The sequence below is a fragment of the Mesorhizobium sp. B2-3-5 genome (assembly GCF_006442395.1).
Lineage (GTDB): Bacteria > Pseudomonadota > Alphaproteobacteria > Rhizobiales > Rhizobiaceae > Mesorhizobium.
The window spans coordinates 467,231-479,345 of sequence record NZ_VFVX01000001.1; the positions used below are offsets into that span (position 1 = coordinate 467,231).

Annotated in this window: 15 protein-coding genes; 4 read left to right on the top strand and 11 right to left on the bottom strand. The window is 61.6% G+C overall.

Annotated elements, in window-relative coordinates; all coding sequences use genetic code 11:
- Positions 1–145 precede the first annotated feature (145 nt).
- The 6 genes from FJ958_RS02380 to purC all read right to left on the bottom strand — a co-directional run bounded on the left by FJ958_RS02380 (position 146) and on the right by purC (position 3,313).
- On the bottom strand, positions 146–553 hold the full coding sequence (locus tag FJ958_RS02380) for a hypothetical protein (RefSeq protein WP_140738895.1): 408 nt from the start codon (positions 551–553) through the stop codon (positions 146–148).
- A complete protein-coding gene (locus FJ958_RS02385) occupies positions 550–1,215 on the bottom strand; it encodes a glutathione S-transferase family protein (RefSeq protein ID WP_140738898.1) in 666 nt (221 codons plus the stop codon). The genes FJ958_RS02380 and FJ958_RS02385 overlap by 4 nt, the downstream gene beginning before the upstream one ends.
- 87 nt (positions 1,216–1,302) lie before the next feature.
- Entirely contained in the window at positions 1,303–1,971 is a 669-nt protein-coding gene (gene purQ, locus FJ958_RS02390) for a phosphoribosylformylglycinamidine synthase subunit PurQ (RefSeq protein ID WP_140738900.1), read from the bottom strand.
- Positions 1,968–2,222, bottom strand: coding sequence for a hypothetical protein (locus FJ958_RS02395; RefSeq protein ID WP_140738903.1), 255 nt, complete (start codon positions 2,220–2,222; stop codon positions 1,968–1,970). Before FJ958_RS02395 ends, purQ begins: the two co-directional genes overlap by 4 nt.
- 19 nt (positions 2,223–2,241) lie before the next feature.
- Positions 2,242–2,484: a phosphoribosylformylglycinamidine synthase subunit PurS gene (purS, locus tag FJ958_RS02400; RefSeq protein WP_140739168.1), complete on the bottom strand. Its 243-nt coding sequence runs from the start codon at positions 2,482–2,484 to the stop codon at positions 2,242–2,244.
- A gap of 34 nt (positions 2,485–2,518) precedes the next feature.
- Positions 2,519–3,313: a phosphoribosylaminoimidazolesuccinocarboxamide synthase gene (gene purC, locus FJ958_RS02405; protein ID WP_140609361.1), complete on the bottom strand. Its 795-nt coding sequence runs from the start codon at positions 3,311–3,313 to the stop codon at positions 2,519–2,521.
- A gap of 274 nt (positions 3,314–3,587) precedes the next feature.
- On the opposite strand from purC, the gene FJ958_RS02410 reads away from it, so the two are divergent.
- A complete protein-coding gene (locus FJ958_RS02410) occupies positions 3,588–3,908 on the top strand; it encodes a DUF1476 domain-containing protein (RefSeq protein WP_140738906.1) in 321 nt (106 codons plus the stop codon).
- A 148-nt stretch (positions 3,909–4,056) separates the two neighbouring features.
- On the top strand, positions 4,057–4,830 hold the full coding sequence (locus FJ958_RS02415) for an HpcH/HpaI aldolase/citrate lyase family protein (protein ID WP_140738909.1): 774 nt from the start codon (positions 4,057–4,059) through the stop codon (positions 4,828–4,830).
- Between the two features lie 39 nt (positions 4,831–4,869).
- On the opposite strand, the gene FJ958_RS02420 is transcribed toward FJ958_RS02415, so the two are convergent.
- Both FJ958_RS02420 and FJ958_RS02425 read right to left on the bottom strand, forming a co-directional pair.
- Entirely contained in the window at positions 4,870–6,057 is a 1,188-nt protein-coding gene (locus FJ958_RS02420) for an acyltransferase (RefSeq protein WP_140738911.1), read from the bottom strand.
- A gap of 169 nt (positions 6,058–6,226) precedes the next feature.
- A complete protein-coding gene (locus FJ958_RS02425) occupies positions 6,227–6,775 on the bottom strand; it encodes an alpha/beta hydrolase (protein ID WP_140739170.1) in 549 nt (182 codons plus the stop codon).
- 243 nt (positions 6,776–7,018) lie between these two features.
- Here FJ958_RS02425 and FJ958_RS02430 point away from each other — a divergent pair, with 243 nt between their 5' ends.
- Complete coding sequence (locus tag FJ958_RS02430) at positions 7,019–7,831, top strand: VOC family protein (RefSeq protein ID WP_140738914.1); 813 nt, start codon at positions 7,019–7,021, stop codon at positions 7,829–7,831.
- Positions 7,832–7,906: 75 nt separating this feature from the next.
- Here FJ958_RS02430 and purB read toward each other — a convergent pair whose 3' ends face one another.
- On the bottom strand, positions 7,907–9,214 hold the full coding sequence (gene purB, locus FJ958_RS02435; protein WP_140738917.1) for an adenylosuccinate lyase: 1,308 nt from the start codon (positions 9,212–9,214) through the stop codon (positions 7,907–7,909).
- A gap of 356 nt (positions 9,215–9,570) precedes the next feature.
- Between purB and FJ958_RS02445 the strand changes: the two genes are divergently transcribed.
- Positions 9,571–9,825, top strand: coding sequence for a DUF2171 domain-containing protein (locus FJ958_RS02445; protein WP_140738920.1), 255 nt, complete (start codon positions 9,571–9,573; stop codon positions 9,823–9,825).
- A gap of 86 nt (positions 9,826–9,911) precedes the next feature.
- On the opposite strand, the gene FJ958_RS02450 is transcribed toward FJ958_RS02445, so the two are convergent.
- Both FJ958_RS02450 and FJ958_RS02455 read right to left on the bottom strand, forming a co-directional pair.
- Entirely contained in the window at positions 9,912–10,934 is a 1,023-nt protein-coding gene (locus FJ958_RS02450) for a P1 family peptidase (RefSeq protein ID WP_140738923.1), read from the bottom strand.
- The gene (locus FJ958_RS02455; protein WP_140738926.1) at positions 10,934–12,004 is read right to left on the bottom strand and encodes a branched-chain amino acid ABC transporter substrate-binding protein; all 1,071 of its coding nucleotides are present in this window, start codon (positions 12,002–12,004) and stop codon (positions 10,934–10,936) included. Before FJ958_RS02455 ends, FJ958_RS02450 begins: the two co-directional genes overlap by 1 nt.
- Positions 12,005–12,115: the final 111 nt, after the last annotated feature.

Genomic DNA, 12,115 nt, shown 5'->3' on the forward strand with positions numbered 1-12,115 from the left:
CACTCTTGGTCCGCAGACGCGCAACGCCAGGATCGACGAAAACGGCGACAACGCAGATCATCAGAAACATCGCTGTGACGGCCAGCGCCGCCATGGCAACACTGGCTGCACCGTTCTTGGCGACGTCGAGGAAGCGGCCGATGGGCTAGGCAGTTGCCGCACAGGCCGGGTTGCCGGCCTGCCAGCGGGCGATGTCGGCCCCGATGCGTGCGCCAAGCGGGTCGTTCATCAGCGGTCCGAACACGTCGACACGGCTCGAATTGCCTTGCGCCTGCACGACCAGCAACGGCTTGCCGCCATAGTGCTTGGCCGGCACCAGCAGGAAGCGCGGCGTGCCGCTGAAGGAGTTCAGCTCATTGGCCATCTGATATTGCCTGAAGGCCGGGTCCTTGCTGGCGATCCAGCATTTGTGGGCCGATATCGCCACCTGTTCCATGGCCAGCAGCGCAGCACTCTTGCCTGAAGGCACCGGCGTGCTCTTCGGGCTCGATTGGCACGATGCCAAGACAAAGCCTGCCAGGGCAACGAAGGTGATCGTCTTGCTCTTGATCAAGCGGCACCCATCTCGAGTTCGGACAGAAAGATTTTCAGGCCGTCGGTCATCTCGCCCCATACTCTCGACAATGCCGGGTGCTGCAGGGCGATCTGCTCATAGGCATCGAATTTGGGATAGGCGTCGAGCAGGTCTTGGCGGCCTATCATGGCGCGGAAATTGTTGAAGATGAAGCGCGTCGGCGTCAGCCAGGCGTCGGCGAAACTGATTTCGTCGCCGAGCGCGAAAGGGCCTTGCGCCATGCGCGCCTCGATCGCCGCCAGCCCGTGGTGCAGGCGGGCGAATTGGGTTTCGATCTCGGCATTGTTGCGCTCAGGCATGAAATGCAGTTCGAAAAGCTTCATAGTCGGCGCAAGCACATCGAGATCGGTGATGCGTGCGAACATGCGCACAAGAGCGCGATCCCTGGAATCAGCGGGCAGCAGTGCCGGTTCCGGAAAGCGTTCCTCGAGATATTCGGCGATCACCACCGACTCGACGATCGTTTCGCCCGAGCCGGTGATCAGCACCGGAATCCGGTTCATCGGCGAGATGGCGCGAAATTCTTCGGGGATCGGAAAACCCGGCGGTGGCGCGATGATCTTGAGCGGGACGTCCTTGATATAGGCCAGCGCCCGCACGATCGAAGAGTAGGGCGACAACGGCCGCGAATAGAGTTTCATGACCGTCTCTCTCCCCAGTGAAGCGAACTTTTCCAACGAGACGGGCTGGAATGTCCGGCTGTTCTCAACGCGTCCGCCTCGATGATTTCAGGCGGCGATGCCGAGGGCGCCTTCGAAAAGCGCACGGCCGTCGCTGCCGCCATGTGCGGTCTCGATCAGGTTTTCAGGATGCGGCATCAGACCAAGCACATTGCCTTGTTCGTTGATGATGCCGGCAATGTCGTTGATCGAGCCGTTCGGATTGGTGCCCTCCGCATAACGGAACACCACCTGGCCCTCGCCTTCGACGCGAGCCAGCGTCTCGGCGTCGGCAAAATAGTTGCCGTCGTGATGCGCCACCGGCGAGCGAATGATCTGGCCGGGCTGATAGCGGCGGGTGAACATGGTGTTGGCGTTGGTTATCTGCAGTTTTACCTGCCGGCAGACGAATTTCAGCGAGGAGTTGCGCATCAAGGCGCCTGGCAGCAGTCCGGCCTCGACCAGGATCTGAAAGCCGTTGCAGACGCCGATGACCATGACGCCCTTGGCTGCCTTTTCGGCGACCGCCCGCATGACCGGCATGCGCGCGGCGATCGCGCCGCAACGCAGATAATCGCCGAAGGAGAACCCGCCCGGAATGGCGATCAGGTCGACATCGGGGATTTCGGTATCGGTCTGCCAGACGGTAGCCGGCGCATGTCCGGAAATCTTGGTCAGCGCCGCGATCATGTCGCGGTCGCGATTGAGGCCAGGCAGAAGGACGACGGCTGATTTCATTTTGGTTCGAAAGGCCTCTGAGATTCGGCGAGTTCGCGCGGGTCGAGACGGCGGTCAATGCGTTCAAGCCGATCATCCTGACGGGCGAGAATTCCGTAGATGTTGTGGATATCGCTTTGCGTTGCCACCATGTGACCTCGCATTACATTCAATTCCCGTTTCGTCTCGGAGACATCCTGACGAAGTTCGCCGATTTCGTGATGCACGCCCTTCATAAGCTCAAACATCAGTTCGTTCGTGACTTCCGCCATCATGCCCTCCGACACAACCTCAGGTAAGCGTCACACTATAATTCTCAATCACCGTATTCGCCAGCAGCTTGTCGCACATGGCCTTGAGATCAGCCTCGGCCTTGGCCTTGTCGGCCCCGGCCAGCTCGACATCGAACACCTTGCCTTGCCGCACCGTGCCGACGCCATCGAAGCCAAGCCCCGACAGCGCGTGTTCGATCGCCTTGCCCTGAGGGTCGAGCACGCCATTCTTGAGGGTGACGGTAATGCGGGCCTTGATCACGCTGGACATGCTCCTGCTCGAATAGTGGTCTTGGTTAGTGCGGCTTGCCCTTGAGGCCATCGGTCGAGGCGACAAGCACCGGACCGGTGGGGCGGGGCGGCTCGTTCTCGTTCATGATGCCGAGGCGGCGGGCGACTTCCTGATAGGCCTCGACGAGGCCGCCCATGTCGCGGCGGAAGCGATCCTTGTCGAGCTTGTCCTGCGTCGCCACGTCCCACAGGCGGCAGGAGTCCGGCGAAATCTCGTCGGCGACGACGATGCGCATCATGTCGCCCTCGAACAGGCGGCCGCATTCGATCTTGAAGTCGACGAGCTGGATGCCGACGCCCATGAACAGGCCGGAGAGGAAATCGTTGACGCGGATCGCGAGCGCCATGATGTCGTCGATCTCCTGCGGGCTCGCCCAGCCGAAGGCCGTGATGTGCTCTTCCGACACCATCGGGTCGTCGAGCGCGTCGGCCTTGTAATAGAATTCGATGATCGAGCGCGGCAAAACCGTGCCTTCCTCGATGCCAAGGCGCTTGGACAGCGAACCGGCGGCGACATTGCGCACCACCACTTCGAGCGGGATGATCTCGACTTCCTTGATCAACTGCTCGCGCATGTTGAGCCGGCGGATGAAATGGGTCGGGATGCCCATGCGGTTCAGATGGTTGAAGATGTGCTCGGAAATGCGGTTGTTGAGCACACCCTTGCCGTCGACGACCTCGTGTTTCTTCTTGTTGAAAGCGGTGGCATCATCCTTGAAGAACTGGATGAGCGTGCCCGGCTCGGGTCCCTCATAGAGGATCTTGGCCTTGCCTTCATAAATGCGGCGGCGATTTTTCATTTGATTTTTCTCTGGATTTGCGGGCAGGCGGCAAGCGACCAGTTCCTGTCCGTCTGCCTAAATTAGTGCGGCGACGGGGGCGTTCAATGCCGGGTCTATCCCAATCACATCGTTTGCTCAATCGGCAAATCCTTTCAATCAACCGCTTTCAGGACCGAAATGCCGCAGCGCAGCATGCGACGAAGCATATTGACCGGCTCGCGACCTTTTGGTTTGTGCTTTGGCAATACACATATCCATCGCCAACGAATCGGATTTGACCCGGAGGGAAGCCATGAGCAGCATGAAGGATCGCGAAGAGGGCTTTGAGCGCAAGTTTGCCTTCGATGAGGAACTCCGGTTCAAGGCCTCGGCGCGCCGCAACAAGGCGCTTGGCCTGTGGGCTGCTGAAAAGCTTGGAAAGTCGGGCGCCGACGCCGATGCCTACGCCAAGGAAGTGGTTGTTTCCGATATCGAGGAAGCCGGCGATCACGACGTGTTCCGCAAGATCCGCAAGGATTTCGATGCCGCGGGCGTCGCCCAGTCGGACCATCAGATCCGTCGCACCATGGACGAACTGATGGCGCAGGCCATCGAGCAGATCAAGAACACCTGATCCGGGCCGAAGCAGGCTCCGCAAAAGTGTCTGCGACAAACCTAGGAATGACTGGACCAATCGACCGCCCGGCCGTTCCGGGCGGTTTTTCTTTGCCTTTGTCGCGCTTTCCGGCTGAACTGCCGACGTTAACAAGGAAAGAGATTAGATGTCCCTGAGGTCCCGCCTTGCCGCCGATGAAACGCTGGTTACCGCCTGGTCCGGCGTGCCGGATGCCCTGACCGTCGAGATTCTCGCCAGACAGGGATTCGATGCGGTTACGCTCGACATGCAGCATGGCGGCCATCACGAGGACAGCGTGCTTCGCGGTCTCATGCCGGTGCTCGCCGCAAACAAGCCCGCGCTGGTGCGCATTCCTGTCGGCCGTTTCGACATGGCGAGCCGGGCGCTCGATTTCGGCGCCGAGGCGGTCATCGCGCCGATGGTGAATTCGGTGGCCGACGCAAGGCTGTTCGCCGCGGCCATGAAATATCCGCCGCTCGGCGAGCGCTCATGGGGCCCGACCTATGCCTTCCCGCGCCATGGCAAGGGCGACCAAGCCGAATGGCTGCGCGACACCAATCAGCGCACGATGGCTTTTGCAATGGTCGAGACGCGCGCCGCGCTCGATGCTCTCGACGGCATCCTCGACACGCCGGGCATTGACGGCATTTTCCTCGGGCCGTCCGATTTCTCGATCGCCTGGACCAATGGCGCCACGGTCAGTTCCACGCTGGAAAGCATGATGGAGACAGTGGCGTCGGTTGCCGAGCGCACCCGCAAGGCCGGAAAACATGCCGCGATCTATGTCGTCGAACCGGCAATTGCCGGCCGTGTCGTGTCGATGGGCTATCGCCTGCTCGCCACCGGCTCCGAGCATGCACTGATTTCGTTGGGCGCGAAGTCCCTGCTGAAGAGCATGCGGGACTCGATCGGGTCCTGAGTCCGGACTGGACAAATTGCTCCCACAAGAGTCGCGTGGTCATGCCGTTTCGGGCGCCGCCGTGGCTGGCGCGCTGCGTCTGAATTTGTTGAACAGAGCGTTGAGTGCCTGGACCCACCAGTTGTTGAAGGCCATCAGCGGCAACGCGGCGACGATCGAACCCAGTATGGTGGCGGCGGTGGCGAGTGCGGCGGAGCCGCTGGCCAGCACCATCCATGACCCTAATGAGCAGATCACGGGTACATGCACGAGGTAGAGCGGGAAGGACATTTCGCCCAGGAAACGTGCTGCCTTGCTCGACAACCATGACGGCGGGTTCTCCACACTCAGCATGGCGTAGACCAACATGATGCTTGCCGGGATGGACACGCAGGCTTGCCGCAAGCCTACATCGGAAATCGCGATCTCAAGCACGGCGAAAGGGCGGTATATGCCTACGGCACTCCCAGCATAACCCAGCAGCATCAGGGAAACGGTCACCAAGGCACCTCTTACCCATGGCTTCGAGCGAATTACCCATGGCTTCGAGCGAAATTCCATGGCCAGAAGAGAATAGAGAACCAGGCTGGCCGGAAAGGCACAAAGGTAGAAATTGACCTGCAACGCCAAGAACACGCCTATTGCGACGCCGAACCAGGACAGCAGCGCCGAGCGGGCCTGGAGGAAAAAGATGATCGGGGCGAGGGCGAAGATCAGCACGCTCCCCCAGAACTCGACCACCATGGTCCACAGGCTGCTGTCATAATATTGGTCGCCGAAAATGAATGTCCGCCAAGCGCCCTGCAGGAACGCGTCGGCGAAACTCGCGGTCTCCGGCGAAAGCGTCTTTGAAGCGTTGCCGAAGCTGCTCAGCCACTTCGATTGGGTTACGGCGGCCGCATCCTCGAAGAAATATAGATCGAGCTTGAAGACAAGGCAGGACGACAGAGCCGTAACAAGCACCGGGCCAGCCAGGCGTGGCAGGCGCTTGATCGCAGCCAGCCGCAGATATTCTGCTTTGCGGGTCTGAAAATAACGCTTCACAAGCACATAGGAAGACAGGACGAAAAACAGATAGACGGCGGAGGCACCATTGAAGGCGACGAAAGCCGGACTGGTTTTGAGCGATTGCGCAGCGGCGTCTCCGGTGCCGTTTGCCGACGGAGCAAAAGCAGCCAAGTTATGCCCATTCAAAACAACAAGCGCCGCGACACCTCTCAAGAATTCTAGGGAAGCATCCTTGCGCAAGCATTGGCCCTTTGACTGAATATGAATAATACTTATTTCAGTCCGCTCTAAAATATACGTTCAACAAGCGGATGCGCTAGCATGGCAAATAAACGCGAGTTACATTAAGTTATTGTTTATTTCAGGTCCGCGGTTTGATTGCTGCCTCGGCGTAGAGTTTGGCCATATGTCAGAGTTCGGTCAGGAACTTGGCGAAGGTCATCGATCCCTCGGGCCAAGGGCCAAAGCCTGAATCCTCGCTGAGATGACCGGTCTCGCCGGCATCGATGAACAGCGAGCCCCAGGCGCCGGCAATGTCCTCGGCGACATCGAAGGCGCAGAACGGGTCGTTGCGGCTGGCGATCACGATCGAGGGAAAAGGCAACGGCTCGCGTGGGTAGGGGCCGAAGGTCATCAGATGCTTCGGCTTGATCTTGGGGTTCGCGACATCGGGCGGCGCCACGAAGAAGGCGCCTGCCACCGGCTTCACGAATTGCGACATGGCCTGCACGGCCGCCGCGACACCGAGCGAGTGAGCGACGATGACCACCGGTCTCTCGGCCTCGTTGACCGCTCTGGCCACGCTCGCCGTCCAGTCCTCGCGCACCGGCTTGGACCACTCCGCCTGCTCGACGCGCCGCGCCGTCGACAGTTTCGATTGCCAGCGGGTCTGCCAATGCTCGGGTCCGGAATTGGTGTAGCCCGGAACGATCAGAATATCTGCGTCTTTGACCTTCATGGCGCTGAGATAGCGAGCGCGATTGCCGCATGCAACCATTGATCGACGTGCTCCTGTTCGTAATGGTGAACACCATGTTCGCTTTTCGCCGTCTTGTGTGAACGATCGCGATGGACGATCTGTCGTCTGGAGAACCAGCCGTGGAGGACCGGGATTTTGGCGCTGACACGACGTACAATGATCGGCGGCGCCGGGTTCCTGGCCTTGGGAGCTTCCTCAAGCGTTGCCAAAACGGAGACAAGAATGAGCGAATTGCCATTTGCCGCCACCACGCCGGTGAGCGTTGCCCGTGTCGGGCTGAAGGCGCGCGATGCCGAAAGCCTCGCTGCTTATTACCGCCGGGTTGTCGGCCTTCAGGAATTAAGCCGGGCCGACGGCGCGATCACCCTGGGCGCCGCCAACCGTCCATTGCTGGTCCTCGAGCCGGATGCCTCCGCCAAGCCGGACGATCCGCGCAGCGCCGGCCTGTTCCACACCGCTTTCCTGCTCCCCAGCCGTGCCGATCTCGGCCGTTGGATCAACCACGCCATATCAGACAAGATCGCCGTCGAGGGTGCTTCGGACCATCTGGTCAGCGAAGCGCTCTACCTGACCGACCCCGAGGGCAACGGCATCGAGATCTACGCCGACCGCCGTCCACAGGACTGGACGTGGAACGGCGACAGGATCGCCATGGCGACCGAGCGGCTGAACATTCCTTCTGTCGTCGCCGAAGTACCGGCCGGCGACGCGGGCTGGCAGGGCGCGCCGGAAAACAGCATTGTTGGTCACGTCCACCTGCGCGTCGGCAGGCCGGAAGAGGCCGAGGCCTGGTGGAACCAGGAATTCGGCTTCGACACGGTGGCCAAATATGGCGGCCAGGCGGTGTTCCTGTCGTCAGGCCATTACCATCATCATATCGGTGCCAATTCCTGGCAGAGCGCCGGCGCCGGCCGCCGCGACCCGTCCCGCTCGGGCCTTGCCTGGGTGGAGATGCGCTCGGACAATGTTGCCAGCGAAACGACCCGCGAAGACCCTTGGGGCACGATCATCAGGACAGCCCCCGGTAAGGCCTGATCGGCAGTTGGTTGGCGAAACCGTCGGCGACAGCGTCTTTCTCCTGTATAGTGACGAGGAGAAGGAAAGCTCGCCTCAGGCCTTACCGAACACCCGCCTGAAAATCGTGTCGACATGCTTGGTGTGGTAACCTAGGTCGAACTTCTCGCGGATTTCCGCCTCGGGCAGGGCGGCGGTCACTTCCTTGTCGGCCAAAAGCTCCTCGATAAAATCGGCCCCTTGCTCCCACACCTTCATGGCGTTGCGCTGCACCAGCCGGTAGGAGTCCTCGCGCGACAGGCCAGCCTGCGTCAGCGCCAGCATCACGCGCTGCGAATGCACAAGGCCGCGGAACTTGTTCATGTTCTTCAGCATGTTCTCGGGGTAGACGACCAGCTTGTCGACGACGCTGGTCAGCCGCGCGAGCGCGAAATCGAGCGTCACCGTGGCATCCGGGCCGATCATGCGTTCGACCGAGGAGTGCGAGATGTCGCGCTCGTGCCAGAGTGCCACGTCTTCCATCGCCGGCAGGGCCATGGAACGCACCATGCGGGCGAGACCGGTGAGGTTTTCCGTCAACACCGGATTGCGCTTGTGCGGCATGGCCGACGAGCCTTTCTGGCCGGGAGAAAAATACTCTTCCGCTTCCAGCACTTCGGTGCGCTGCAGATGCCGGACCTCGATCGCCAGCCGCTCGATCGACGAGGCGATGACGCCAAGCGTGGCAAAGAACATGGCGTGGCGGTCGCGTGGGATCACTTGCGTCGACACCGGCTCCGGCTTCAACCCGAGCTTTGCCGCCACATACTCCTCGACATAGGGTTCGATGTTGGCGAAGGTGCCAACCGCCCCGGAAATGGCACAGGTCGCGATGTCCTCCCGGGCATGCACCAGCCGCTCGCGGCAGCGCGAGAATTCGGCGTAGGCCTGCGCCAGCTTGATGCCGAAGGTTGTCGGCTCGGCGTGGATGCCGTGGCTGCGGCCGATGGTGACGGTGTCCTTGTGCTCGAAGGCGCGGCGCTTGAGCGCGGCAAGCAGCGCGTCGATGTCGGCGAGCAGGATGTCGCTGGCGTGGGTGAGCTGGACGGCCAAGCAGGTGTCGAGAACATCCGAAGACGTCATCCCCTGATGGATGAAGCGCGCGTCGGGTCCGACGAATTCGGCAAGATGGGTCAGGAAGGCGATGACGTCATGCTTGGTGACGCGCTCGATCTCATCGATCTTTTCGACGTCGAATTTCGCCGCGCCGCCCTTTTCCCATATGGTTTTCGCCGCTTCCTTCGGGATGACGCCGAGTTCAGCCAACGCGTCGCAGGCATGGGCCTCGATCTCGAACCATATGCGAAACCGGGTTTCGGGCGACCAGATGGCGACCATTTCCGGACGGGAATAGCGAGGGATCATATGGATCGATTTCCAGCTTCGCGTTGCGTTGGCCGCGTCCTATCAGAGGTGGGCAAAATGCTCAACGTTGCTGCCGAGCAAAGCAGAGGCTGGTGGCAAACAAGGCGATGAAACCAGGCGGAAAATAGAGCCGGGATACCCAGCACCACGAAATGATGGAGCGCCAAAGTGAAGACGAGCTGAAAGCCCAGGTGAGGTGAAGACGGGTGCATGCCAGTCGGCATGGTGGGGATCGGTATTGCAAGGCATTCGATCTGGCGGTCGGTTCGACGGCCGAATCAAATGTCGTGCGCCAAAAAATGCATCCAAACGGCTCGTCATTTGTTATTGTCGGCAGTCCCCAACGGAGAACCACCATGACCGTCACCAGCAAAATTCGTGAGCATATGGAAGTCGTCGGTGCCGATGGCGTGCATCTGGGCACCGTCGACAAGGTCGACGGCCAGCGTATCAAGCTGACCAAGGCTGACAGCGGCGAGGGCGCCCACAAAGGCCATCATCATTATATCCCTCTGGCCCTGGTTGCCGAGGTCGATGGCAAGAAGGTGTGGCTATCGGCGAACTCGGATGTCGCGGTGACGTTCGAGGAAGAAAAATCCGATCCGGTCTGATTTGACGGCTTCGGCCAATCCCATCGGGGATTGCGTCAACACAACAAGATAGAACGGGTTGCTGTTTGCGTGAACGGCAACCCGTTTTAGCGACGCGACGACCAGACGGGAAACAGATCATTGTCGGCTGGCGTCGCGGCAAACACGCCGCGGCTGATGGCTCGGGCCATGGTGGCGCCGGCCGCGGCATAGAGGTCGATTGCCGCATCGGCTTCGAGCCGGATGCCGCTCTTGCCCGTCGCCAGCGCGAACACCAGATCGCCATCGGCTGGCGTGTGGGTCGGCCAGATGGCGCGTACGAAGCCGTCATGCGCCGACATCGCCAGGCGTTTTGCCGCGGCCTTGGTGAGGATCGCATCCGTGGCAATGACGGCGATGGTCGTGTTGCCGCCGGTTTCCATCTGCTGCCCGGCATACTTGTCGCGAAACTTCAGCAAGATGCTCTTCGCATCGTCCGGCATTGGTGAGGGGTATCCCTGCCCGCCGAATTCGTCACCGATTTCGAACGGCGCCGCCCAAAAATGGCGGGTGCGGCTGACTGTGACCGATCCGGTCGGGTTGACGGCGGCCAGCGCACCGATGGTGACGCCACTGTCCAGCAAGGTCGAGGCTGAGCCCAGGCCGCCTTTCAGCCCCGCGGTCAGCGCGCCGGTGCCGGCGCCGGTGGTGCCGAGTTGGAAATCGGTGGCGGCGGATTGCGCCGCCTCGTAGCCGAGATCCCGGTACGGGGGATAACGCCCCCAATCCTTGTCGCCGCCATTGCGCAGATCGAACAGGATCGCGGCCGGCACGATCGGCACGCGAAAGCCGCCGACCTCGAAGCCGATGCCGCGCTCGCGCAGCGCGCCCTGCACGCCGGACGCCGCGTCGAGGCCGAAGGCCGAGCCGCCCGAAAGCACCACGGCATGGACCGTCTCCACCGAATTGTGCGGTTCGAGAAGGTCCGTCTCGCGTGTTCCTGGCGCACCGCCCAGGATCTGTACACCAGCCACCGCCGGCTCGTCGCAAAGCACAGCCGTCACGCCGGATTTCAGTCTCGTATCGGACGCGTTGCCGACGCGCAGGCCGGCGACATCGGTGATCAGATTGCGCGGACCGGTGCGGAACATCAGTTGCTTTCCAGGGGCATGAAGCGCGTGCCATCGAAGCGGAAGACGCGGTAAAGGCTCTGGTTGAGGTCGCCCTTGGCATCGAAGCGGATCGGGCCGATCGCGGTGGTGAAATCATGCCCGGTCAGGGCGTCGGCGAGCGGCTGTCCCGAGCTCTCGGACAAGGCTGACGCCGCTTTGGCGATCTCGACCGCTGCGTAGGCCGGCAGCGTGTAGCCGTCCGGCACGATCTTTCGGGCGGAAAAGCTTTCCAGCACTTTGCGATCGGCGACATCGGCCCATTCGGGCGGCGCGATCATCAACGTGCCCGTTGCGTAGGGAACGTTGCTCGGCGGCGTGCGCAGATTTTCGCCGCCGGCAAAGACGATACCCGCCTGAAGCTGCGCGGCATCGCGGCCCATAATGGCGATGTCATCCCCGTCACCGCCGGCAAAGACGTGGGTGGCGCCGGCCTTTTTCAGCCGGCCGACGAGGCCGATCTGGTTGTCGAGCTGTGGCCGGAACGTGTCGACAAACACAGGTTTCAGCGCCGCCTGTTCCGCCGCCGCGCGAAATGTCTCGGCGATCTCGCGGCCATAGATGGTGCCGTCATCAATGATGGCGAACAGTTCGTTCTGCCACAGGTGGGTGAGAGCGGAAGCAACGGCGTTGCGCTCATCGTCGCCGCGCGGCCCGAGGCGATAGACCGGCCAGCCGGTCTTGGCGCGGCGGTCGGTCAGACTTTCGGTGCGCACGCCGACGGTGATGACCGGAATATTGGCGTCCTTCAGGATCGGCAACGCCGCCTCGATCGCCTCTGTGCAGAGGAAGCCGACCACGATACCGACCTTGGCCGCCGCGAAGCTCCTGGCCGCGGCCGCGCCGCCATCGGCGGTGCAGGCGTCGTCCTCGGTCTTGAGTTCGATGCCGTTTGCTTCCGCCGCAAGTTCGGCGCCGGTCTCGATCTGCTTGCCGAGGATGGCCGATGGTCCCGACAGGGGCGCGGCGACGCCGATGGTGAGCGTCTCAGCGCTGGCCGTGCTGGCCACGAACAGCCAGGCCAGTACGGATATCGTTGCCCCGGATCGCATCCTTTCGAAGAGTCCCTCCAAGCCCGCGAATAACAGCGCAGGCATCAATCCATCCAAGACCTAAAGGCTGCCCGGCCTTGGTGCAACACGCGAATTCAGGGATATGGGCCA